Genomic DNA, 23,871 nt, shown 5'->3' with positions numbered 1-23,871 from the left:
GGTTATTAACTATGGCCCCGTCATTGCGAGGCGTGGAACGTGCGGCCGAGCGAAGCGGGTGCGCCGCTCTTGTCGGCCGACATGATAACGAGCACGAGAATGGTGATCAGATAGGGCGACATTGCCAGATATTCGACAGGGATGGCAACGCCTGCCGCCTGCAAGTTGAGCTGAAGCACGTTGATGCCGCCGAAAAGATAGGCACCGAGCAGGACGCGCCAGGGCTTCCAGCTGGCGAAGACGACCAGCGCGAGGGCGATCCAGCCGATGCCGGCGGTCATGCCTTCGGTCCATTGCGGCACGCGGATCAGCGAGATGTAGGCACCACCAACACCGGCGCAGGCGCCGCCGAACAGGATGGCGAGGATGCGGACGCGGATCACGCCATAGCCAAGCGCATGGGCGGCGTCGTGGTTTTCGCCCACCGCGCGCAGGATCAGGCCGCCACGGGTGTATTTCAGGAAGGCATAGACCGCGGCGCAGAGGATCAGGCCGAAATAGAGGATCGGATCGTGGCCAAAGAGGATCGGGCCGACAACCGGCAGGTCGGTGAGGACGGGAATGTCGAGCTTGGGCATTTCCGGCGGGCGGATGCCGACATAGCTTTGGCCCATGAGAGCCGAGAGGCCGAGGCCGAAGAGCGTGAGGGCAAGGCCCGAGGCGACCTGGTTGGCCAGGGCAAACTGGGTCAGGAAGGCAAAGAGCAGCGACAGCAGACCCCCAGCAATGGCGGCGGCGATCACGCCGACGAAGGGCGATCCGGTTTCGACCGAGATCGCAAAGCCCGCGATGGCCCCGACGATCATCATGCCTTCGACGCCAAGGTTCAGAACGCCCGCGCGCTCGACGACAAGTTCACCGATCGCGGCCAGCAGGAGCGGTGTTGCCGCAACCATGAGTGAGGCGATGAGGAGGACGGGGTTGATAGCGGAGAGGTCCATTAGGCAGATACTCCCAAGACGAGCGTAGCAAACAGTAGGGTGGCTGCGCAGATTTTAATGGATAGTGTGCGCTGTGATTTGGTGGCGAACGAGGTCGCGCTGTCGGTTGAATTTCCGACAACAAGGCGATGGACAAGCCACAATACCCCATAGATGACCGCGCCGATCGCTACCAAAGAGGCGACTTCAAAGAGCGCGCTGGAGCCAGAATCGAACAGGAGGGCGCCGAAAAAGAGTAGGACACCGGCGCCCAGCACTCCCTGAAAGATGCTGTAAAGAGTGCTCATTAAGCAGCTCCTTTTGCCGCGAACTTGACGCGGTAGTTGGTCAGGAGGTCCAGCGCGAGCAGGAAGAACAGGAGCATGCCCTGGAAGACCTGGATCGCCGCCGAGGGCAGGCCGAGTTGCGATTCCGCGATGTCGCCGCCGATATAGGTGAGTGCCATCAGCAGGCCCGCAAGCAGGATGCCGAAGGGGTTCAGGCGGCCGAGGAAGGCAACGATGATGGCGGTAAAGCCGTAACCGACGTTGAAGTCGATGCTGATCTGGCCCGAGGGACCGGCGACTTCGAAGAGCCCGGCAAGACCGGCCAGCGCGCCGGACATGCCGAGGCAGAACAGGATCAGGCGGGCGGGTTTGACGCCCGAGAAGCGCGCGGCGCGGGGGGCTTCGCCGGAGAGGCGGATGTTGAAGCCGAGGATGTGTTTGTTCAGCAGGACATAGGCCATGATGACGGCGATCATCGCCACGACGACGCCCCAGTGCATGCCGTAATCCTGGGCGATCCAGCTGGTGGCGGAGGGGTAGTCATTGAGGTTGCGTGAGCCGGGGAAGCCAAAGCCCTGCGGGTTTTTCAGCAGGCCCAGCGACATCGAGGCCAGCAGTTGCTCGGCCACGTAGACCAGCATCAGCGAGACGAGGATTTCGTTGGTGCCGAACTTCACCTTGAGGATGGCGGGGATCATGGCCCAGAGCCAGCCGCCAAGCGCGCCGGCCATGACCATGAGCGGGAAGATCAGCACGCTTTCAGTGGGATAGAAGGCAAGGCCCGCACCGGCACCGCAGATCGCGCCGATGATGTACTGGCCTTCCGCGCCGATGTTCCAGATGCCGGCCTTGAAGCCCAGCGACAGGCCAATCGCGATCAGGATCAGGGGCGCGCCTTTCACCAGAAGCTGCGGGCGGTAATAAAAGGCGTATTCGCCGAAGATCGGATCCCAGAAGATCGTGCGGATCGCCTCGAACGGGTTCTTGCCGAGGGCGGCAAACAACAGCCCGCCCGCGATCATGGTGACGATCACCGCGATGACCGGTGTCGAGACCGACAGGGCCTTGGACGGCATGGGGCGTTTTTCGAGCTTGATCATGCGTCTTCTCCCACGTTGGCGACTTCCATGCCGTGTGCGCCGCCCATCATCAGGCCGATTTCGTCGATTGTCAGACCGGCGGCGGGGCGGATGTCGGACATGCGGCCCTCGTTCAATGCGCCGAAGCGGTCAGAGATTTCCATGAGTTCGTCGAGATCCTGCGAGATCACGACAATGGCCGCGCCTTCGGCGGCAAGGTCGAGAAGCGCCTGACGGATCGCGGCGGCTGCGGCGGCGTCGACGCCCCATGTGGGCTGGTTCACGATCAGAACTTCGGGGCGTTGCAGAACCTCGCGGCCGATGACGAACTTTTGCAGGTTGCCACCCGACAGGGCGCGGGCCGCCACATGCGGGCCGGGGGTGCGCACGTCGAAGGACTGGATGATCTTTTCCGCAAAGCTGGTGGTGTCGGACCAGTTGACGAAGCCGTTCGACGTGAGGTTTTCGCGGATTGCACCGGTCAGCAGGGCGTTTTCGGTCAGGCTCATGTCCGGCGCGGCGGCATGGCCGAGGCGTTCCTCGGGCGCGGCAAGGATGCCACGGGCGCGGCGTTCGTTGGGGCCGAGGTTGGCAATGTCCTGTCCCTTGACCTTGATGCTGTCGGGCCAGGTGAGGGCCTCGCCGGAGAGCGCGGAGAGGAGTTCATCCTGACCGTTGCCCGCAACACCGCCGATGCCGAGGATTTCGCCGGCGCGCACGGTGAAGTGGATGTTCTTGAGCGTGGTGCCAAACGGGTTGGAGGGTTCGAGCGACAGGCCTGAGACATCGAGAACCACGTCACCGGATTTCTCGGTGGTGCGGGTCGGGGTTTGCAGGGTGTCGCCGACCATCATCTCGGCCATGTCGCGGGCCGAGGTTTCGGCGGGCACGCATTCGCCGACGTTCTTGCCGAGACGCAGGATGGTGGCGTGGTCGCACAGGGCGCGGATTTCTTCGAGCTTGTGCGAGATGTATAGGATCGAGGTGCCTTCGGCCTTGAGCTTGTTCAGGGTCTTGAACAGGATTTCGACCTCTTGCGGGGTCAGAACCGAGGTGGGTTCGTCCATGATCAGGAGCTTGGGGTCCTGAAGCAGGCAACGGATGATTTCCACGCGCTGGCGTTCGCCTGCCGACAGATCGCCGACCGAGCGGTTGGGATCGAGGGGCAGGCCATAGGTTTCCGAGACACGACGAATGCGGCGGGCCAGATCGCGTTTGGGCGGCGGGTTCTCCATGCCGAGGGCGACGTTTTCGGCCACGGTCAGCGCATCGAAGAGCGAGAAGTGCTGGAACACCATCGCAACGCCGGTGGCGCGGGCGGCCTTGGGCTCCGGTGGGGCGAAGGGCTGGCCCTGCCATGTCATGGTGCCGCTGTCGGGTTTGACGAGGCCGTAGATCATCTTGACCAGCGTCGATTTACCGGCGCCGTTCTCGCCCAGGAGCGCGTGGACTTCGCCTTCCTGAATATCGAAAGACACGGTGTCGTTTGCGACGACCCCCGGATAGGCTTTGGTCAGACCGGAGATGCTGAGCAAGGGTCCTGTCATGTAGAGATGTCCCTGTTGGAGCCGAATTGAATGCGTCGCGCAGCACCCCGGCCTTGTCGTTTTTTTAGCGCACCCACACTAGGTTTGGGGGGGCGGATTCTGCAAGGGAAACTTAGGGTTGCAGGGCGCAGAAAAGCAGATACGCGTAATTTGAGGGCGTTGCCAGTGGAGCTTAATATTGTTAAGTTTCAAGCGGTTAATCATGCCTGATTATTTGGGTAAAATTGAAAGTGCTTCAATGGGCTGGCTGGTGTTGGCAATTCTTGTTGGTTTGGTGGTGGTTGCGGCGGTGCTGTGGCTTGGGCGCTGGGCCTATGAACGGCGTGCGGATCGCCTTGCCGGGCGGATCGGCGGCGATGTTGCGGGGCAACGGCCAGAGCGTCTGCCACGGGTGGTGCGCGATTTTGCAAGGCGCAACGGCGCGGACCCTGAGGCGCGGGTCAGTCACGTGGAATTCGGCCAGTCGGTGAAGATGCGGCTGCGGCGTGGTGCGCCCTGGGTCACGCTTTGGGGCTGGCAATGGAGCGGTGTGCGGCAGCCTGGGTTCCTGTGGAAGGCGGGGCGCGAGCTTTGGAAGGATGTGGCGCATATCCGCGTGCTCGACGGGTTTCTGAATGGGCGCGGGTTTCTCGAGGTCTATCTGCTTGGGGCGCTGCCGATGGTGCGGGCAAGCGGCGCGGACATCAGCAAGGGCGAGGCGATGCGCTATCTGGCGGAACTGGTCTGGGTGCCGGATGCCATTCTGGAGAACGGCGCGATCCGCTGGACGGTTGTGGGCGAACGCCATGTGGCGGCATCGATGGGTGATGCGCGGGTGGTGTTCGAGTTTGACGCCGGCGGGGACATCATCGGCGTGCAGGCAAAGGACCGCCCGGTGCGGGCGCCCAAGGGAGAGCCGCAGACGCGGGAATGGATCGGGACGTTCGAGCGGTATTCCTGGGTGGGGGGACGGCGGATGCCGACCAAGGCCGAGGTTGGTTATGTCTATCCGGACGGTTATGAGGCCTATTGGCGGGGCGAAATCACGGCCTATCACCTGCGCCACTGAGGGTGGATGGAATTGAGTTGGCAGCGGTGTCGGTTCGCCATTTCCTCGGCGCGAGCGCTGGGGTAGCTTGGGCGTCATGAGCAGCAGTCCACGATTCATCCACCTCCGCGTTCACACCGAATATTCGCTTCTGGAAGGCGCTGTCCGGGTCAAGAAACTGCCCGGCATGTGCGCCGACATGGGCATGCCCGCCGTGGCGATCACGGATACCAACAGCCTTTTTGCGGCGCTGGAATTCTCGGTCACCGCGCAGGGGGCGGGGATTCAGCCGATCGTGGGCTGTCAGGTGGATATCGCCATGCCGCACAACGATCCGACGGGGCGGACGCAGCCGCCGAAACCGGCGCCGATTGTTCTGTTGGCGCAGCGCGAGGAAGGTTACGAGAACCTGATGAAGCTGTCGTCCTGTCTTTACGTGGACAAGGGCGGGCAGTTGCCGCAGGTGACGATGGAAGAACTGGCCGAGCGGTCTGCGGGGCTGATCTGTCTGACGGGGGGACCGGAAGGGCCGATTGGGCAGGTTCTGCAACAGGGCAAGCGGGCCGAGGCCGAGGCCATGATGCGGCAGTACAGGGAGATCTTTGCCGACCGCCTTTATGTCGAGTTGCAGCGCCACCCCGGCGAGATGGGCCAGCCCGAAGTGGAGCGGCTGACCGAGCGCGGCTTTATCGAGATGGCCTATGAGATGGGCATCCCGCTGGTGGCGACCAATGATGTCTATTTCCCGAAGACCGACATGTTCGAGGCGCATGATGCGCTGATCTGTATTTCCGAAGGTGCCTATGTCGACCAGCAGGAGGGCCGCCGCCGCCTGACGGCGCAGCATTACTTCAAGAGCCAGGAAGAGATGATCACGCTGTTTGCGGATCTTCCCGAGGCGATTGAAAATACGGTGGAAATTGCACGGCGCTGTGCCTTTGCGACCTATCGACGGGACCCGATCCTGCCGAAGTTTGCCGATGACGAGGTGGCCGAACTGCGCCGCATCGCGAACGAGGGATTGCAGAAACGTCTGGCGGTGATCCCGCACGCGGTGAGTGTCGAGGAATACCAGGAGCGGCTGGATTTCGAGCTGGGAATCATCGAGAGCATGGGGTTCCCCGGCTACTTTCTGATCGTTGCGGACTTTATCCAGTGGGGCAAGGATCAGGGCATTCCGGTGGGGCCGGGGCGGGGGTCTGGTGCGGGATCGCTGGTGGCCTATGCGCTGACGATTACCGACCTTGATCCGCTGCGGTATTCGCTGCTGTTTGAACGTTTCCTTAACCCGGAACGGGTTTCGATGCCGGACTTCGACATCGACTTTTGCATGGATCGCCGGGAAGAGGTGATCAAATACGTGCAGGAGAAATATGGCCGCGACAAGGTGGGCCAGATCATCACCTTTGGTGCGCTTTTGTCCAAGGCGGCGGTGCGCGATATCGGGCGGGTTCTACAGATGCCTTACGGTCAGGTGGATCGCTTGTCCAAGCTGATCCCCGTGGAAGGGGTGAAGCCGATGTCGATTGCGGATTCGCTCAAGGAAGAGCCGCGTCTGCGCGAAGAAGCACGCGCCGAAGAAGTGGTGGATCGTCTGCTGACCTATGGCCAGCAGGTCGAGGGGCTTTTGAGGAACGCCTCGACCCACGCGGCGGGGGTGGTGATTGGAGACCGGCCGCTGGATGCGCTGGTGCCGCTTTATCAGGATCCGCGTTCGGACATGCCGGCCACCCAGTTCAACATGAAGTGGGTCGAGCAGGCAGGCCTTGTGAAGTTCGACTTTCTTGGCCTGAAGACGCTGACGGTGATCCAGAATGCGATCGAGCAGATCCACGCATCGGGCCGTGACCTGCATATCGCGGCGGATGGCACCCAGCTTTACGAGCCGGCGGAGGGGGCGGAGAACGAGATCAACGCCATTCCGCTGGATGACGAGCCCACGTACAAGCTTTATTCGGCGGCCAAGACGGTGGCGGTGTTCCAGGTGGAATCCACCGGCATGATGGATGCGCTGAAGCAGATGAAGCCGACCTGTATCGAGGACATCGTTGCGCTTGTGGCGCTGTATCGTCCCGGCCCGATGGAGAACATCCCGACCTATTGCCGGGTGAAGAACGGGTTGCAGGAGATCGAGTCGGTCCACCCGCTGATCGACCATATCCTTGAAGAGACACAGGGCATCATCGTTTACCAGGAGCAGGTGATGCAGATTGCCCAGGTGATGGCGGGTTACAGCCTTGGCGGCGCTGACCTGTTGCGCCGGGCGATGGGTAAGAAGATCAAGGAGGCGATGGACGCCGAACGCCCGAAGTTCGAGAAGGGCGCGGGCGAGAACGGGGTTCCGGCCAAGAAGGCGTCGGAGGTCTTTGACCTTCTTGAGAAGTTCGCGAACTACGGCTTCAACAAATCGCACGCGGCTGCCTATGCGGTGGTGAGTTACCAGACGGCGTGGCTCAAGGCGAACCATCCGGTCGAGTTCATGGCCGGGGTGATGAACTGCGATATTCACCTGACCGACAAGCTGGCGATTTATTTCGAAGAGGTGAAGAAGGCGCTGAAGCTGCCTTATGTGCCGCCCTGCGTGAACCGGTCTGACGCGACGTTCAAAGTGGTTGACGGGGCGCTGGTTTATGCGCTGGGCGCGCTCAAGAACGTTGGTGTCGAGGCGATGAAGCTTGTGACCGAGGGGCGCAAGGTGGAGGGCAAGGACAAGCCCTTTGCGACGCTGTTCGATTTTGCCCGCCGCGTAGACCTTAAGCGGGTTGGCAAGCGGCCTTTGGAGATGCTGGCGCGGTCGGGGGCGTTTGACCAGCTGGATGGCAACCGCCGCCGCGTCATGGAGAGCCTTGATGCGCTGGTGCAGTATTCGGCGGCCATTCAGGAACAGAAGCATTCAAGCCAGGTGTCGCTGTTTGGCGAGGCCGGCGAAGACCTGCCCGAGCCGCGCATGGCGCCGGTGACGGATTGGCTTCCTGCGGAGCGGCTGGACGAGGAAGCCAAGGCGATTGGTTTCTTCCTGTCAGGCCACCCGCTTGAGGATTTCATGCCCGCCCTGAAGCGCAAGAAGGTTCTGACGCTGGACGAGTTGACGGAAAAGGCCCGTGGCGGGGCCTGTATCGAAAAGCTGGCCGGTCGGGTGTCTGGACGGCAGGAGCGGAAATCGGCGCGGGGCAACCGTTTTGCCTTTGCCCAGCTATCCGATCCAACAGGGGCCTATGAGGTGACGATCTTCTCGGACACGCTCGAGAAGTGTCGGGAATACCTCGAGACCGGGGCCAAGGTTGTGGTGACCGTGAAGGCCGAGATGGAAAGCGACCAGCTCAAGCTGCTGGCACAGTCGGTGGCACCGGTGGAAACCATCGTCGCGGATGCGGGCAGCGCCGGATTGAAGATTTACCTTGAGGACGCAGGGGCGGTGGCGCCGGTGGCGAATGTGCTGCAACAGGCGGCCGAGACGGTGAAGGCGGGCGGCAAGGGGCCGGTCATCTTCTGCCTGATGAGCCCGGACCTGCCCGGCGAGGTCGAGATGGACACGGGCCGCGAATTTCCGGTGAACCCGCAGATCAAGGGCGCGCTGAAGTCGCTCGATGGGGTGATGATGGTCGAGGAATTCTGAGGGCCGTTGGCGGCACATGTGACGTGCCGCCGCTTTTGTGCTACCATCCGAGGCCTCAAACAGAATTTTCATGACCAACCGTCCGCGCATCCCGCGGAGATTTCGGTAGGACGAGATGCGCGGGCTTTGCGGGAGGACATCGCATGGCCAGCCCAGTTTCGACCGGTACCATAACGTTTGACGAGTATTCCCTTTACACGACCAACCCAACCTATACCTTCGCCAACCTGCTGCATGTGGGGGACTTTACGGTGAACACCACGGGGCAGCTTGTGCCGGACAGCTGCAACCCGACGACGCCCTGTATCGCGGCCAATTCGAGCTATAGCGGGCCGGTGGTCTTCACCTTTTCGCACCTTGCCTCGTCGGTGAGTTTCGATGCGGGGTGTTTTGATGCGGCCAAGAGCACGCGGGTCGTGATCCACGGACACAACGGGTTCAAGATCGTCAAGAAGGTGAACACCAACGACGATGGCACCTATCAGAACTTTAGTTTCGATTTCGGCGAGAATGTCATCAAGAAGGTGGTGATCAAGCCGATTGGCAGCGAGCCTGCGGGGTTTGCGGTGGACAACCTGACGGTGGGGGTAAGGCCGGAGCACAAGAAGATTGCCAACTCGGGCGATGTGAAGATTGACAACCTGATCAACGGCACGAAATGGGCCGAGAACACGATCACCTGGAGTTTCATGAACGCGAATTCGGACCTGCCGGGGTATGGCACGGGGCCGGAGACTTTCACTTCGTCTAAGACCCGCGCGGATACGTTGCAGGCGTTCTCGGCGGGGCAGAAGGCGATGACGCTGAAGGCACTGGACATGTGGGACGACCTTGCCGACATCAAGTTCAAGAAGGTGACGGATGGCGGCACGCCGGGCACGTTGCGGTTCGGGCGTTCGGACATTGATGCGCCGGCGGATGCGTTTCTACCGGGGCATAGCGCGAATTCGGGTGACGTGATGATCGACATTGCCCGTCCGACGGCCGAGGCGGCGGTGGGGTCTTATGACTTTTACGTCTTCATCCACGAGGTCGGTCATGCGCTTGGCCTGAAGCACCCGCACAGTACACGTGGCAACGGGGTGCAGTTGCCTGCCAATCAGGACAGTCACGAGTTTTCGGTGATGAGCTATCGTTCGTGGGCGGGGCAGTCGATTGCCAATGTGACCAATGCCGAGGGCAGCTATCCGCATACGTTGATGATGCACGATATCGCGGCGATCCAGTATCTTTATGGCGCGAACTTCAAGACCAAATCGGGGGACACGACCTATACGTTTGACAAGACGAAGGCGAAAATCTTCGAGACGATCTGGGATGGTGGCGGTCACGACACCTATGACGCGTCGAATTACAATACCGGTGTGATGCTTGACCTGCGGCCCGGCAAGTGGAGCGTTTTGAAGAAAAGCCAGCTGGCGCTGCTGGAGGGCAAAGCCGATCCGGACGACAATATCTATGCCCGTGGCAGCGTGTTCAATGCCCTGCTGCATGACGGCAAGAAACGGTCGATGATCGAGGATGCCATCGGTGGCTCGAAGGGCGACGAGATGTGGGGCAACTCGATCAACAACAAGCTGGTCGGGGGTGCCGGGAAGGACACGATCAGCGGGCTTGCCGGAAAGGACAGGCTGGAAGGCGGCAAGGGCGATGACCTGCTGATTGGTGGCAGCGGAGATGACACGCTTTACGGCCACAACCGCAATGACAGCATGGAAGGCGGGCTTGGCAATGATGTCCTGTTTGGCGGGGATGGTCAGGATACGCTGCATGGTGGCAACGGCGATGACACGATCCGCGGTCTTGGTGGTCAGGACACCATGTCGGGCGGCGACGGCGCGGATGCGTTTTCGTTCTTCAACGTGAGCGACAGTGCGCTGGGCGCGCATGACCACATCATCGATTTCATCCAAGGCGATGACCGGATTTACATCTCGGCGATCGATGCCAACACCGGTGCCGCCGGGGACCAGGATTTCACCTTTATCGGAACCACGGCCTTTAGTGGTACGGCGGGCGAGTTGCGCTATTTCAAGGGCGGCGGACGTACGGCCATTCGCGCCGATGTCGACGGCGATGGCACAGCCGACTTCTCGCTTGATCTTGGTCTGCTGGTTGACCTGACCGCAGGGGATTTCCTGCTCTGAGGATCAGTAGTGCGGGGGGCGTTCGTCACCAAAGACGACGCCACCGCCACCGTCGGATTCGCGGGCGGCTTCGCGTTCGAGCAGCAACTGAACGCGGCGTGTCAGCAGGGCGAGTTCCTTGTCCTGACGGGCGACGACCTCGGAGAGGTCTTCGACGGTGCGTGTCAGGTGGGCGATTTGTTCTTCCAGTTTGTCCATGGCAGGCTCGATAGGCCGCGCGGGGCTGCGGGTCAAGCGACGTGGGGTTTTGATTGACGCCGTGGCCCGCGGAATGCTGCCCTTGGGGCAGGAGGATTTTTCATGAGCTTATTGGTGGAAACGCGCGGACGGGTGCGGATTGTGTCGATCAACCGTCCGGAGGCGCGCAACGCGGTGAACCCCGAAACGGCGCGGGACTTGTACAAGGCTTTCCTCGAATTTGATCTGGATGACAGCGTGGATGCCGCCGTGTTGACCGGGGAAGGCGGGTTTTTCTGTGCCGGCTTTGATCTCAAGGCGGCGGCGGAAGATGGGGGGCAGGATTGGATCGGCGAAGTGGATATTCCCGCAGGCTGGCGGGATGCCCGCGCGCAGCCCCTGCCGGGGCCGATGGGGCCAAGCCGCCTGATGCTGACCAAGCCGGTGATTGCCGCGGTCGAGGGCTTTGCTGTGGCCGGGGGCATCGAACTGGCGGCATGGTGTGACATGCGGGTGGCGGGCGCGTCTTCGACATTCGGCGTGTTCTGTCGGCGCTGGGGCGTGCCGCTGATTGACGGGGGCACAATCCGGTTGCCCGCGATCATGGGGCAGGGGCGGGCCAACGACCTGATCCTGACCGGACGTCCCGTGAAGGCCGACGAGGCCCAGCGGCTGGGGCTGGTGGATCGCGTGGTCGAGGATGGCGCGGCTCTGGCGGCGGCGGTGGACCTTGCCGAGGGCCTCAGCCGGTTTCCGCAGGCCTGTATGCGGGCCGATCACCTTTCGGCGCGGATGTCGGGAGAGGCGCTGGCGCAGTCCCTGACGCGCGAATGGCGATCCTATGCAACCTTCATGAGCGAGGGGCAGCACGGCGCGGCACGGTTTGCCGGTGGCAAGGGGCGCGGCGGGGATTTCGCCGATATCTGATCTATGGGTGATTGTTTGGTGGCGGGGCGGCATGGATTTTCCTGCCGCCCCGTGCCATTCTGGGTGGGTAACGATGTTACCAATGTGAAAGGAAAGCCCATGGCGCAGGAAGCCGCTGATCTTATGACGCGACGTCGCAAAGTGCTTGATGCGGCACGGGTGATCTTTGCCGAGGAGGGTGGTCTGGATGCCGGGCTGCGCAAGATCGCGGCGGCGGCGGGATATACCACCGGGGCGATTTACAAGATGTTCTCGGGCAAGGAGGACATCTATGCGGCGCTGTTGGAAGAGAGCCTGCACGAGTTACACAAGGCGGTGTCTGTCGGGGCGGCGAAGGAGGCGGATCCGGAGGCGTCCCTACGAGCCTCTGTTTTGGCAGCAATTGAGTATTATCAGGCACATAAGTTTGAATATCAGCTTGGTCTCTACCTGTTTGAAAGGGAGGGACGCAAGAGCCTTGGGGCAGAGCGGGACCGCGAATTGAACGAGATTCTGAAAGACAGCATGGCGGTTTTCCAGGCCTGTTTCCTGCGGATCGGCGGCGGTGTGATGGGCGAGGACGAGGCGCTGGAGCGGGCCCATGCCACCTTTGCCGCGATGATTGGTGTGCTGGCGCTGAGCTTTTCGAAACGCGACCGATCATTGGAAACCCACTGGCAGTTGGTTCTTGACTCGCTGCTTGGGGCGCTCATAGTCAAGCCATCAAGATAACAGTGTTATCTTATTCGGAATGACAAGCGCGGGGACAGGTGGTTTCCGCGAACAGAGGAGACATGTCATGGCGGTGGAAATCGAAAAGAACGGTGATGTCTGGACCATCATTCACGATCGGTTTGACGAGGCACGCAACGCAATGAGCCCGGAGGCGGCAGATGCCATCGTGGCGGCTTTCGAGGCCTTTGAGGCGAGCGATGCTAAGGTCGCGGTGTTCTGGGGCAAGGGCGGCGCTTTTTGCGCGGGATGGGATCTGAAATACGCCACGACCCTGACGGATCGGGAGAAACTCCAAAAGGAGATTGTGGAGGACCTTGCCTTTCCGGTGGGGGCTGCGCCTGCGCCGCGCGGGCCGCTGGGGCCGTCGCGCATGGAGCTGAGCAAACCGGTGATCGCGGCGGTGGAAGGACCGGCGGTGGCCGGCGGGATGGAACTGGCGATGTGGGCCGATGTGCGGGTGATGGCCGAGACCGCGTATCTTGGGGTCTTTTGTCGCCGGTGGGGCATTCCGCTGATGGATGGCGGGGCCGTGCGCCTGCCGCGTCTGGTAGGACAGGGCAAGGCGCTGGAAATCGCGATGACCGGGCGCAAGGTGCCTGCCGAGGAGTGCTATCGCATCGGGCTGTGTGAAAAGGTGGTGCCGGAAGGCGAGGCACGAGCAGCGGCAGAGGCGATGGCTCATGAGATCGCGCGTTTTCCGCAGGCGGCGGTATTGGCGGACCGGCGCACGATCATCGAGTCGCGGGGGATGTCGGTGCGCGACGGGCTGAGGCTTGAGTGGGCCAATGGTATCGACGCCTGCCGCAAAGATGCGCCCGAGGGCGCCAGCCGCTTTGCCGGTGGCAAGGGGCGGAGTGGTGACTTCAGCGACATCTGAGGCAATGCCGGGGCGCCGTTGTGGACTTCTCCAACGGGTGCTCTGGAGTTGAGAGAGATCGTGTCAGGAGGCTTTCAGATAGGGAGACCCCTGTCGAAAGCCGCCTTTGACGAGGCGTTCGGGTTTGACGACATCGGGAAAGGCTGCGGCCCAGTCGCGGAAGCGGTCGTTGGTGATGATCGCGGCGTCCATGTCGCGGGCGGCTTGCAGGAGGAACTGATCGGCGGGCACGCCCTTGGGCGAGACCATCACCTGTTCGACGGGGAGGTTCAGGCGGTCGGCCATGGCCTCGTCGCCCAGAAAACGGTTGCTGATCTTGTAGCCGACGTTTGCATCGAACACGACGCCGGGGATGTGCCCGTGATGTTGCAGCGCATCGACCACGCGGCGGACGACGCGGATGACGGGGGTGCCGTTGTTCCAGTGCATGACGTTCGAGCCGTCAATCAGGATCGGTGCGCTTTGCGGGATCTGCCTGCGGGATTTGCGGAACCAGAGGGCAAGGCAGACGACAAGCAGAACAGCGACGGGCAGCGCATAGGGCAGAAAGGGCATGTTGGAAATACGTGGAAAAATTGGTTTCGGGAAAACGGGGAATGCTGGGGATCAGGGCGTGAAACGGCCAAGGATGCCGACCCCGATGTCATCGCCGCTGCGGGGCAGGTCGAGGGGCGAGAGGCTCCAGAGCCGGGCGACCTTGTGCGGGGCGGTTTCGTTCAGGTAGGGCAGTTTCTTTTCTGCGGCTTCATCGCTGAGAGAGGCAAGGATGGAGTTGGCCATGTTGAGGGACAACCCGTCCAATTGATCAAGGTGCAGGGTGTGTTCGAAGGGGCTTGTGGCGGGGCCGATGTTGCAGATCAGGCCGCTTTGGTCGCCCACGAACGAAAAGGCGCGTTTCAATTGGCCCTTACGGGCAATGAACCATGCAGAGTGTTCGACAACGCGGTGGGAGGCGAAGAACTGGGCCTCGCCGAATTCTTTGGACAGGGAGGTGACGGTTTGCGCGACGGCCTTGCAGCCCTCTGGGGTGTCGGCGTTGATGCCTGAACCGGTCACGGCAAGGGTCCAGCCGTTCAGCGGCGGGGTCACGAAGATCGGTGGCAGCTTGGACGATGGCCTGTGGCCCGAGACAGCGGCGAGGCCGCTTGTCCAGTTGCAGAGCTGCGGCTGGGTCATGCCGAAGGCCGTGGCGGCGGCATCGGTGTCGGTGGTGCGCAGGGCGAACCAGCCGGTCTTGAACCCGAAGGGGCGCGGCAGGTCGGCAGAGGTGGAAATCCCGCCGGGGCGGGATTTCTCTGCGGGTTGTCCCGATTTGAACAGGGCGCGTATCAGACCGAGCAAAGGGTGACCTCAGATCGTCTGGTCGTAGTCGCCAACCAGCTCTTCGGTGCGGATGACCGCGTCGATGTCGGCAAAGATGGCGCGCATTTCCGCTTCGCTTTCCGAGCTTTCGCAGACCACCACGAGGTTCGGGGTGTTCGACGAGGCGCGCACGAGGCCCCAGGAGCCGTTGTCGAGGATGACGCGGGCGCCATTCACGGTGACGACTTCCTTGATGGCGCGGCCGGCAAAGGTGTCACCGGCGTCGGCCTTGGCGACCAGCTTTTGCACGAGGCGTTCGAGAACGTCGTATTTCTCGGTATCGGCGCAGTAGGGCGACATGGTGGGGGTCGACCAGGTTTTCGGCAGGGCCTTGCGCAGGTCGGACATGGACATTTCGGGGTTGCGGTCCATCAGTTTGCAGATTTCCACCGCAACGCGCATGCCACAGTCGTAGCCACGGCCCACCGGTTCGGCGAGGAAGTAGTGGCCGGACTTTTCGAAGCCAGCCAGCGCGCCGATTTCCTTGACGCGGCGCTTCATGTGGCTGTGGCCGGTTTTCCAGTAGTCGGCGGTGACACCGTTCTTTTGCAGTTCCGGATCGGAGGCAAAGAGGCCGGTGGATTTCACGTCGGCCACGAAGGTCGAATTCGGGTAGAGCTTGGACAGGTCGCGGGCCATGATGACACCGACCTTGTCGGCGAAGATCTCTTCGCCTTCGTCGTCGACAACGCCGCAGCGGTCACCGTCGCCGTCGAAACCAAGCGCCATGTCGGCACCCGAGGCTTTGACGGAGGCCGACATGTCGTGCAGCATTTCCATCGCTTCGGGGTTGGGGTTGTAGTTGGGGAAGGTGTAGTCGAGTTCATTGTGGCTCTCGACCACTTCGACGCCCATGCGGCGGAAGAGTTCGGGGGCAAAGGCCGATGCGGTGCCGTTGCCGGTGGCGCAGACCACCTTTAGCGGGCGGGACATCTTGAAGTCGCCGACGAGGTCGTCGAGGTAGGCTTCCTTGACGCCGTCAACGAATTCATAGGAACCGCCTGCGGCTTCTTCCCAGTCGCCGTTGAGGACGATGTCGCGCAGTTCGCCCATTTCGTCGGGGCCGTGGGTGAGGGGGCGGTCAAAGCCCATCTTCACGCCGGTCCAGCCGTTGGGGTTGTGCGATGCGGTGATCATGGCAACCGCGGGCACGTCGAGGTGGAACTGGGCGAAATAGGCCATCGGCGACAGGGCCGGGCCGATGTCCTTGACCTGAATGCCGGCGCGCATCAGGCCCTGGATCACCGCCAGTTTGATCGAGAGCGAATAGTCGCGGTAGTCGTTGCCGACGGCGATCACTGGCTCGATCCCGCGGCGGCGCATCTGGGTGCCGAGGCCGAGGCCAAGGGCGGTCATGCCGGGCAGGTTGATCTCTTCCGGGAAACGCCAGCGGGCGTCGTATTCGCGGAAACCCGTGGGTTTGATCATCGGGTCGCGCAGGAATTCCCAGGTGTTCGGTGTCACCGTGGCGGCAGGTTTTTGCATATGTCTTCTCGTCAATTGAGTCAGATGTGAATTGGGTTTGCTTTAGCCAGTCGGTCGAAGGCCATCAACGTGTCAATTAGTGCAGGCATATGATGCAAATGTATCATGTTCGGCCCATCTGACGGCGCATTGTCCGGATCTTGGTGGGTTTCGATGAAAACTCCGGCAATTCCGAGCGAGACCGCGGCGCGGGCCATCACCGGCGCGAATTCGCGCTGACCACCCGACGAGCCGCCCTGACCGCCCGGTTGCTGGACCGAGTGGGTGGCGTCCATGATCACCGGATAGCCCGTTTGCGCCATGCGCGGCAGGCCACGCATGTCGGTGACGAGGGTGTTGTAGCCAAAGGAGGTGCCGCGCTCGGTGAGCATGATTTTCTCGTTGCCGGTGCTTTCGACCTTGGAGACCACGTTGTCCATGTCCCAGGGGGCGAGAAACTGGCCTTTCTTGACGTTCACAACCGCGCCGGAGTTGCCGGCGGCCAGAAGCAGATCGGTCTGGCGGCAGAGGAAGGCAGGGATTTGCAGGATGTCGCAGACTTCGGCGGCGGGGGCGCATTGGGCCTCGGTGTGGACATCGGTCAGGACGGGCACGCCGATGGCCTCCTTGACGCCTTGCAGGACCTTGAGGCCTTCGTCGATGCCAAGGCCGCGGATGCCCGAAACCGAGGTGCGGTTGGCCTTGTCGTAGGAGGCCTTGAAGACATATTGGGCGCCGGCGGCATCGCAGGCTTCTTTCATCTGCCCCGCGATCATCTGCGCGTGGTCCGCGCTTTCAAGCTGGCAGGGGCCCGCGATCACGGTGAGCGGGGCGTCGTTTGCAACCGAGAGGTTGCCAATCTGGACGTGTTTCATATCAGGAAGAGACCTGTTCTCTGAGAATGGACGCGGTAAGCGAGATCATCAGGTAGATGCCCGAAAAGATCAGGAAGGCCAAGATCGTGTTCTCAAACGCGCGCGGATAGGCCGGATCTTGCGAAGCGACCGGCGTGACCGAGGTTGTCAGGTAGCGGACCTGGCGGTTGGCTTCGAGTTCGGTTTGCTTGAGCGTTTGCAGGGCCGACTGCATCAGGAGATCGGAGGTGGCAAGGTCGGCCTGTGCCATCTGGATCTGGGCGGTTTTCTGGGCCAGCGAGGAATCCCCGGCGGTGGCATCCGTCATCTTGGCTTCGAGCGAGGCCAGCAGGGTCTGCATGCGGCGAATGTCGCCCTGCACGCCTTGAACGCGGGCACGGTTGGGGCGCGGGTTGTCCTGAAGGGCGGCGAGTTGCAGTTCTTTTTCCTGCAGTTGGACCTGTACGTTCGAAATTTGCTGACGCAGGCTCGCGATCAGGCCTTCGGGGTCGATCAGGTCGCTGTCGCTTTGCAACTGGACAAGCGCGCGTTGCGCATCGCGGCGTTCCTGCTTGGCCTGCTCCAGGCTGGCGCGGGCGTCGCGCAGGTGGTCTTCACGCTTGCGCTGAGACAGATCGTCGGCGCGTTGTTCCGCATAGGAAATGAGCGCGCGCGAGAAATTGGTGGCGACCTGCGGGTCAGCGGCGATCACCTCCATCCGGATCGAGCCTTCGGTCGGGTCGTAGCCGATTTTCACAACCTTCTTGTAAAGCTTGTGGGCCTCTTCGTGCGACGGATTGGGATCAAGGCGCTGGATCGGATCAATCGACGGGTCGGAGAAGTGCGACTTGAAGCCGACATCCTGATCAAGGCGCAGCATGGCGTCTTTCGAGGTGAGGTAGTCCTGCACCGCGATGGCATCGCTGTTCACGTTCAGCTGTGACGGCAGGAGCGAGCCAAGGCCCACACCGGTTGCGCCCTCGGCCTGCTGCACGAGGAAGGCGGACTTGGTCGAGTACATCGGCGTCGCGATGGTGTAGAAATACCAGGCGGCCATGAAGGTGGGCAGGAAGACGAAGACCGACAGGCGGGCCAGCATCAGCGCGAGGCGACGGCGGCGGCGGCGGGCGATGTCGCGCTGGATTTCACCGATCTCGGCGGCGCGGCGCTCGGTGGGCGAGACGGTTTCCGTCGAGGGCAGGGTCTGTTTGCCCATCGGTACGGTTTGCGGCAGTTGTGCCTGCTGCGAGGTGGTGGAGACGGCGGTGTTGTCGTCGGCCGTCACGAGTTCAAGCATGTTGGTGCGCTGGAACGGATCAAGCCCGTTGCGGCGCAACAGGCGCACGGCGTCATAGTCGGAGGTGGCGGCCAGACCGTGTTTCTGGGCCATGCGACGGGCCATGCGCAATTGGCGGCCGGTCAGGCCTTCGCGCTTGATGATGTCGATTTCCTGATCCGGTGTCATGGCGGCGGGCTGCGGTGCCGCTTGCGGGGTTGGCTGCGGCGCGGGGGCCTGCGGTTGGGGCGGTTGTGCCGCCGCTGGTGCTGCCGGTTCCGGTGTGGGCACGGCGCGGGGGCGCGGGCGCTCTGCCGGGGTGGGCTGCGGCTGGGTTTCGGGCAGCGCGGCGGGTGCGGCCTGAGCTGAAGCCGGGGCCGGTGCCGCGCCCGGGGTCGGGGCGCTGCGGCGGATGCGGAACTTTTTAGCCTTGGGTTTGGTAGTCATAGAGCTGCTTTGCCTCTTCCAAGGTGTCAAACATATACAGTTTACCGTTTAACAGAACGGCGGCCGAGCGCGCGAATTTTTCGAGAATTTTCGGCTTGTGCGACACGATAATGATGGTGGTGGTTCTCAGGCGTTCCTTGAGAACCTGTCCGGCTTTCTGGTTGAATTCGACATCGGTGGACGAGGGCATGCCTTCGTCGATCAGGTACATGTCGAAATCCAGCGCCAGCATGAGCGAGAAGGTGAACCGCGAACGCATCCCCGAAGAATAGGTGCCAAGCGGTTGGTCGAAGTATTCGCCAAGGCCACAGAGCCAGCGGCAGAAGGCTTCGACATAATCGGGATCGAGACCGTAGAGGCGGGCGATGTAGCGCGAGTTTTCCACGGCCGTGTGCTTGTTCACCACGCCGCCCATGAAGCCGAGCGGGAAGGAAATGCGGCACCCCCGGCGGATTTCGCCTTCGTCGGGTTTCTCAAGCCCTGCCATCATGTTGATCAGCGTGGTCTTGCCGGTGCCGTTAGGCGCCAGGATGCCGAGCGAATTGCCGAGTTCCACGCGAAAAGACACGCGATCAAGGATGACCTTGCGCTGTGTTCCAGTCCAGAAGGACTTGCTCACGTTATCAAATTCGAGCATCGATTGCTCCGGCTCTGCTCTGGCCATCCCACGTTTCGGGAATTCCTGACCGCTCTTTCATGGCGATCTTCGTGCCTCAATATGATGGATTGGAACGGTTAATAGCAACTATCTGCGGCAGAAATTTGGCAAAGATGACAAAAAAACCGGCGTCAATGCGCCGGTTTTCATGGTTTTCAACTTGGCAGGGCCTAGAAGTCGCGCTTCTCAACCCTGAAGATCTTGCCCGCTATGATCGACAGGACAGCCGCGGCGAAGGAGAACAGCGCGCCCATCTTGGCGGCATCCTGAACCGGACCAGCGTCGAAGGCGACCGAGGCCACGAACAGCGACACGGTAAAGCCGATGGCGGCGACAAAGCCGATGACCACGAGGTCGATGATGCGCATGCCCTCGGGAATGCCGAGACGCAGGGGGACAGCCGCGATCCAGCCGCAGATCAGGATACCCACGGGTTTGCCGATGATCAGGCCGGCCAGAACCAGCCAGGTGGCATCGCCGATCGAGGAGAATTTGACGCCCGCGTTGCACAGCCCAAAGAAGAACAGAACGATTTCGACCGGGTGCTTGAGGGCATGTTCGATGACGTTCAGCAGGTCATGCAGATGGGTTTCGGCCTCGGCGAAGATGCCGAAGGCGCGGTCGGCGTGCGGGATCGCGGGGACGATGGGCAGGAGGCCAAGCGCCGGGTGCAGACCCGAGCGCATGAAGCCGTACCAGCTTACGGCGGCCGCGATCAGATAGGGCACGAAGTGCAGATTCTTGCGGACCCAGGTCGAGTTCGGGCGCGCCTGGTTGCCGCGGTCCATCCGGCGTGGAAGCCAGTTGAACACCAGGAAGACAACCAATGCGGCCGCGAAGGACACCAGGAGCCACTCGGGGGCCAGATCGCCCGAAGGGTAGAAGATGGCGAGGATAATCAGGCCTGCGGCGTCGTCGGCGATGGCCAGAAGCAGCAGGAAGCGCACGGCGGGGTGCCCCGCGCCAAAGACCAGACGGCCAATCAGGTAGGAAAAGGCGATGTCGGTCGCGGTCGGGATCGCCCAGCCGTTGGCCACGGCATTGTAGGTGTCGGAGCCCAACAGCAGGGCAAGGCCAAGGTAGACGCCGATCGGGCCGAACATGCCGCCTGCGGTGGCGAACAGCGGGGTTGCCGCCTTCTTGCCGCGCAGGCTGCCGTTTTTGAGGATCACGGCTTCCCAGACTTCCTTGGCGGCGATGCCGAAGAAGAAGGCCATCAACAGGTCATTCACGAGGTAGTGCAGGGTCAGGGTGCGATGGCCGTCGTGTAAGTGACCAATCGGTGCATGGTCCCAGATCACGAACTCAACGAAGTGGTGATAGGTGTCGTAGTTTGTGTTGGCCCAGACCAGCGCGATGACGGCGCCGATGATAAGCAACAGTGAATAGTTGGTCAGAAAATTCCAGACGCGATACATCTAAGCTCCACCCTTCCTGCTCACGAGTTTTAAAATTGCTTATCGGAAATACCTTTTCTGGGCAACCGCGGGTCTGTGGGTATGGCTGGCGTTGTCACGTGGATTTCAACAGTGTTGCCCCGACGCCATTGCGCCGGGGCATATGCGACACCCTTGCGGGGTGCATGCGACAGACCTTGTTCAGGCGATGGCCTGCCATGCCAGACCGGCGAGGAAGGCCCCCAGCATCGCGTAGCCCAGGTAGGCGGCAAAGACGCGGGGTTTGACCAGGGCCCAGACCGCGATGGCGGCGGGGATGCAGCTGACGCCACCGGCGATGACAAAGCTCATGGCGGCGCCATTTGACATGCCCTGTTCAAGCAGGCCGGCAACCAGCGGGACCGCGCCATAGCCATTCAGGTAGGCCGGGGCTCCGACAAGCGCGCCGAGGATGATCGGCTGGATGCCGTCGCCGCCCAGCACGGAGGCAATCATCGACGCAGGCACATAGTGGATCATCAGCGCTTCGATGACATAGGCCAGGGCCAGCCACTTGAGAAGGAACGCGCCGTTTTCCAGAACTGCCTCGCGGAAGGTGGAGACGCGCTCGGCCTCGCCCCAGAATTTCCAGACGGGTTTGCCAGAGAAGGGTTGCTTGACGCCGCAGCAGCCGCCGACCTGCGGTTTCTCACGCAGCGGATCGGCGAAGACGGGTGTGGATTTCAGCAGCATGGTGCCAAAGCCGCCCAGAAGGCCAAGGCCGATGGCCGAAACCGTTTTGGCCAGCGCGAATTCGATGCCAAGCGTTCCGGAGGTGATGGCGAACATGGCCGGGTCCATCAGCGGCGAGGCAAGCCAGAAGGCCATGACGGCCGAGAGCGGCGCACCCACGGCAAGGAGGGCGGCGATAAACGGAATGACCTCGCAGGAGCAGAAGGGCGACAGGCCGCCAAGCAGCGCGCCCATCAGGATCATGCGGGTTTCGCGCCCTTCGAAGGCCTTGGCCAGCAGGTTTTCGGCCCCGGAGGCCTTGAGGTAACCGATGGCGAATATGGCGAAAAGGATGAAGGGGGCGGTCGACAGGAGGGCTTCGATCCCGAAGCCGATGGTGGGGCGCAGTTGCGGGAAATCGAGCACGGCCACCGCGATCAGGATCAGGACGAGGGCCAGCCAGGCCTTGTCGATGCGGGACCAGAGCGAAGAGATCGGGCTGGGGGAGTGGGTGGTATCAGCCATGAGAGTGGTGCTCCTCGGTGCAGACTGCGCAATCGGCGCAGCATTCCTTGAGTAGAAAGTCGGACAGGGTCTGGACCTGGTCATAGGCGACGGCGGCGCAGATGATGGACCGGCCCTTTTTCTCTTGGGTGACAAGACCCGCCTGGGCGAGAATTTTCATGTGGTGCGTGAGGGTGGAACCGGTCACGCCCGTGCGCTGGCCGAGTTCACCGATGCTCAGGCCGTCGTGGCCCGCCCGTACCAAAGTGCGCAGGACCGAGAGACGTTGCTCGGAACCAAGCGCGGCAAAGGTGGAGGCGGCAACCGCGAGGGAGAGGTCTTCTGTCGATTCGTGTTTCATATTTCTAGAAATATCGAAATAATTGGGTGGCGCAAGTTTTATTTCGAGAATTGTCGAAATAATATCCGGTTTCCCTTTTGGCTGATGAGCAGGCAGGGTGGGGTCATGGGGTTGATGGACGAGATACGCAGCTGCCGCTTGTGTGAAGACAGGTTCGCGGCGACCGCGACGGCACATGCGCCGCGTCCCGTGGCCTGGTTCCGGCCCGGCGCGCGGCTTTTGATTGTCGGGCAGGCGCCCGGCGCGCGGGTGCACGAAAGCGGACGCCCCTTTACCGATCCTTCGGGAGACAGGTTGCGTGATTGGATGGGGGTGGATGAGGCCACGTTCTATGATCGTGACCGGATTGCGATTCTGCCGATGGCCTTCTGTTTTCCGGGCTACAACGACAAGGGCAGTGATCTGCCGCCGCCGCCGGTCTGCGCCCGAACCTGGCGGGAGAAGGCCATGGCGATCTTGAAGGATGTCGAAGTGACCCTTCTTGTGGGGGGCTATTCGCAGAAATGGCACCTTGGCACCAAGAATGTAACCGAGGCCGTGCAGGGCTGGCGCGACCATGCGCCCGCGCGCTACCCCTTGCCTCATCCGTCGTGGCGCAATACGGCATGGCTTAGAAAAAATCCCTGGTTCGAGGCCGAGTTGCTGCCGGACCTGCGACAGACGATCAAGGATGTTCTGCGATGACTGAGACCCCTCTCGACCTGGCCCATGCGGCAATGGAGGCCGCGCCTGCGGATGATGCGGCGCGGTTGCGGTTCTACGAGCGGTTGGCGGATGCGGAACTGTTCCTGCTTTTGACCAAGGAAGCCGAGGGCGAGAACATTTCGCCAGAGCTTTTCGAGCTGGCGGACAGTGCGTTTGTCCTGGTGTTCGATACCGAGGAGCGGCTGTCGGAGTTCGTGGGCAAGCCCGCGCCCTATGCCGCGCTGTCGGGGCGGGTGATTGCCGCGATGCTGGCTGGTCAGGGGATTGGATTGGGCGTGAACCTCGAGGTGGCGCCGTCGTCGATCCTGATCCCGCCAGAGGCGCTGGCGTGGTTGGCCGAGACCCTGACCCATGAGCCGGACGAGGTTGAGGCCAAGCCGGAAGAGTTCACCGCGCCGGGGGGATTGCCCGAGACATTGGTCACGGCGCTGGATCAGAAGCTGTCGACCGCCGTGGGGCTGGCCAAGATGGCCTATCTTGTGGGCGTGTCCTACGACAACGGCAGCAAGAGCCACATGCTTGGCATCGTCGACGCCATTCCCGACGCGCAGGGGGCGCTGGCCAAGGCCGTGTCCGAGGCGCTGACCTTTTCGGGGATCGAAGCGGGTGCGTTGGACGTGGCCTTTGTGGCGGCGTCAGACGCGGTTGCGGCCCAGATGGCGCGGGTGGGTTTGCGCTTTGATCTGCCGGAACCGGAACAGCCTGCCGAATACGTGCCCGTCAAACCGGGCAGCGATCCGAACAACCCTCCGAAACTGAGGTGAGAGTGGGGTTCTGAGTTGGCAGAAATGCTGGCTTTCAGGACAAACGACTT

Annotated in this window: 22 protein-coding genes; 8 read left to right on the top strand and 14 right to left on the bottom strand. The window is 62.1% G+C overall.

Annotated features, from left to right (window positions below):
- Positions 1–20: 20 nt before the first annotated feature.
- The 4 genes from ABWV42_RS09195 to ABWV42_RS09180 are packed head-to-tail and all read right to left on the bottom strand — an operon-like array spanning position 21 to position 3,833.
- Positions 21–941 (bottom strand): ABC transporter permease, encoded by a 921-nt coding sequence (locus tag ABWV42_RS09195; protein WP_255103330.1) that lies wholly within the window; start codon positions 939–941, stop codon positions 21–23.
- Positions 941–1,228 carry a hypothetical protein gene (locus ABWV42_RS09190; RefSeq protein WP_353339866.1) on the bottom strand — a complete coding sequence of 96 codons (288 nt, stop codon included), beginning with the start codon at positions 1,226–1,228 and terminating at the stop codon, positions 941–943. Before ABWV42_RS09190 ends, ABWV42_RS09195 begins: the two co-directional genes overlap by 1 nt.
- Positions 1,228–2,307, bottom strand: coding sequence for an ABC transporter permease (locus ABWV42_RS09185; RefSeq protein WP_255103326.1), 1,080 nt, complete (start codon positions 2,305–2,307; stop codon positions 1,228–1,230). The genes ABWV42_RS09190 and ABWV42_RS09185 overlap by 1 nt, the downstream gene beginning before the upstream one ends.
- Entirely contained in the window at positions 2,304–3,833 is a 1,530-nt protein-coding gene (locus ABWV42_RS09180) for an ABC transporter ATP-binding protein (RefSeq protein ID WP_353339865.1), read from the bottom strand. Before ABWV42_RS09180 ends, ABWV42_RS09185 begins: the two co-directional genes overlap by 4 nt.
- Before the next feature lie 202 nt (positions 3,834–4,035).
- Here ABWV42_RS09180 and ABWV42_RS09175 point away from each other — a divergent pair, with 202 nt between their 5' ends.
- The 3 genes from ABWV42_RS09175 (at position 4,036) to ABWV42_RS09165 (ending at position 10,623) form a co-directional block, all read left to right on the top strand.
- Entirely contained in the window at positions 4,036–4,881 is an 846-nt protein-coding gene (locus ABWV42_RS09175; RefSeq protein WP_353339864.1) for a DUF6544 family protein, read from the top strand.
- A 76-nt stretch (positions 4,882–4,957) separates the two neighbouring features.
- On the top strand, positions 4,958–8,476 hold the full coding sequence (gene dnaE / locus ABWV42_RS09170) for a DNA polymerase III subunit alpha (protein WP_353339863.1): 3,519 nt from the start codon (positions 4,958–4,960) through the stop codon (positions 8,474–8,476).
- Between the two features lie 143 nt (positions 8,477–8,619).
- The gene (locus ABWV42_RS09165) at positions 8,620–10,623 is read left to right on the top strand and encodes a M10 family metallopeptidase C-terminal domain-containing protein (RefSeq protein WP_353339862.1); all 2,004 of its coding nucleotides are present in this window, start codon (positions 8,620–8,622) and stop codon (positions 10,621–10,623) included.
- Positions 10,624–10,626: 3 nt separating this feature from the next.
- On the opposite strand, the gene ABWV42_RS09160 is transcribed toward ABWV42_RS09165, so the two are convergent.
- Positions 10,627–10,821 (bottom strand): SlyX family protein, encoded by a 195-nt coding sequence (locus ABWV42_RS09160; protein WP_255103316.1) that lies wholly within the window; start codon positions 10,819–10,821, stop codon positions 10,627–10,629.
- Positions 10,822–10,923: 102 nt separating this feature from the next.
- Between ABWV42_RS09160 and ABWV42_RS09155 the strand changes: the two genes are divergently transcribed.
- From ABWV42_RS09155 to ABWV42_RS09145, 3 genes are all read left to right on the top strand, one after another.
- Positions 10,924–11,727, top strand: a complete 804-nt coding sequence (locus ABWV42_RS09155) for a crotonase/enoyl-CoA hydratase family protein (RefSeq protein ID WP_353339861.1) — start codon at positions 10,924–10,926, stop codon at positions 11,725–11,727.
- Between the two features lie 99 nt (positions 11,728–11,826).
- On the top strand, positions 11,827–12,438 hold the full coding sequence (locus ABWV42_RS09150) for a TetR/AcrR family transcriptional regulator (protein ID WP_255103312.1): 612 nt from the start codon (positions 11,827–11,829) through the stop codon (positions 12,436–12,438).
- A 67-nt stretch (positions 12,439–12,505) separates the two neighbouring features.
- Complete coding sequence (locus tag ABWV42_RS09145) at positions 12,506–13,318, top strand: crotonase/enoyl-CoA hydratase family protein (protein WP_353339860.1); 813 nt, start codon at positions 12,506–12,508, stop codon at positions 13,316–13,318.
- A gap of 63 nt (positions 13,319–13,381) precedes the next feature.
- On the opposite strand, the gene ABWV42_RS09140 is transcribed toward ABWV42_RS09145, so the two are convergent.
- The 9 genes from ABWV42_RS09140 to ABWV42_RS09100 all read right to left on the bottom strand — a co-directional run bounded on the left by ABWV42_RS09140 (position 13,382) and on the right by ABWV42_RS09100 (position 22,352).
- A complete protein-coding gene (locus ABWV42_RS09140) occupies positions 13,382–13,873 on the bottom strand; it encodes an NYN domain-containing protein (protein ID WP_353339859.1) in 492 nt (163 codons plus the stop codon).
- 51 nt (positions 13,874–13,924) lie between these two features.
- On the bottom strand, positions 13,925–14,659 hold the full coding sequence (locus ABWV42_RS09135; protein ID WP_353339858.1) for a hypothetical protein: 735 nt from the start codon (positions 14,657–14,659) through the stop codon (positions 13,925–13,927).
- Positions 14,660–14,668: 9 nt separating this feature from the next.
- The gene (locus ABWV42_RS09130; protein ID WP_353339857.1) at positions 14,669–16,165 is read right to left on the bottom strand and encodes a phosphomannomutase/phosphoglucomutase; all 1,497 of its coding nucleotides are present in this window, start codon (positions 16,163–16,165) and stop codon (positions 14,669–14,671) included.
- A 20-nt stretch (positions 16,166–16,185) separates the two neighbouring features.
- The gene (gene kdsA / locus ABWV42_RS09125) at positions 16,186–17,019 is read right to left on the bottom strand and encodes a 3-deoxy-8-phosphooctulonate synthase (RefSeq protein WP_353339856.1); all 834 of its coding nucleotides are present in this window, start codon (positions 17,017–17,019) and stop codon (positions 16,186–16,188) included.
- A gap of 1 nt (position 17,020) precedes the next feature.
- A complete protein-coding gene (locus ABWV42_RS09120) occupies positions 17,021–18,721 on the bottom strand; it encodes a KpsE/RkpR family capsule polysaccharide export protein (RefSeq protein WP_353339855.1) in 1,701 nt (566 codons plus the stop codon).
- On the bottom strand, positions 18,699–19,358 hold the full coding sequence (locus ABWV42_RS09115; RefSeq protein WP_255103299.1) for an ABC transporter ATP-binding protein: 660 nt from the start codon (positions 19,356–19,358) through the stop codon (positions 18,699–18,701). The genes ABWV42_RS09120 and ABWV42_RS09115 overlap by 23 nt, the downstream gene beginning before the upstream one ends.
- Before the next feature lie 191 nt (positions 19,359–19,549).
- The gene (locus ABWV42_RS09110; RefSeq protein WP_255103296.1) at positions 19,550–20,797 is read right to left on the bottom strand and encodes a Na+/H+ antiporter NhaA; all 1,248 of its coding nucleotides are present in this window, start codon (positions 20,795–20,797) and stop codon (positions 19,550–19,552) included.
- A gap of 180 nt (positions 20,798–20,977) precedes the next feature.
- Positions 20,978–22,012, bottom strand: coding sequence for a permease (locus ABWV42_RS09105; protein WP_353339854.1), 1,035 nt, complete (start codon positions 22,010–22,012; stop codon positions 20,978–20,980).
- Entirely contained in the window at positions 22,005–22,352 is a 348-nt protein-coding gene (locus tag ABWV42_RS09100) for an ArsR/SmtB family transcription factor (protein ID WP_255103292.1), read from the bottom strand. Before ABWV42_RS09100 ends, ABWV42_RS09105 begins: the two co-directional genes overlap by 8 nt.
- Positions 22,353–22,436: 84 nt before the next feature.
- Here ABWV42_RS09100 and ABWV42_RS09095 point away from each other — a divergent pair, with 84 nt between their 5' ends.
- A complete protein-coding gene (locus ABWV42_RS09095) occupies positions 22,437–23,036 on the top strand; it encodes a uracil-DNA glycosylase family protein (RefSeq protein WP_353339853.1) in 600 nt (199 codons plus the stop codon).
- On the top strand, positions 23,033–23,821 hold the full coding sequence (locus ABWV42_RS09090) for an SseB family protein (RefSeq protein WP_353339852.1): 789 nt from the start codon (positions 23,033–23,035) through the stop codon (positions 23,819–23,821). The genes ABWV42_RS09095 and ABWV42_RS09090 overlap by 4 nt, the downstream gene beginning before the upstream one ends.
- Positions 23,822–23,871 lie beyond the last annotated feature (50 nt).

The organism is Pelagimonas sp. KU-00592-HH, assembly GCF_040369695.1.
GTDB lineage: Bacteria > Pseudomonadota > Alphaproteobacteria > Rhodobacterales > Rhodobacteraceae > Shimia.
The sequence above is the reverse complement of the archived record's forward strand: the minus strand, read 5'-3'. Positions and strand labels throughout refer to the sequence as shown.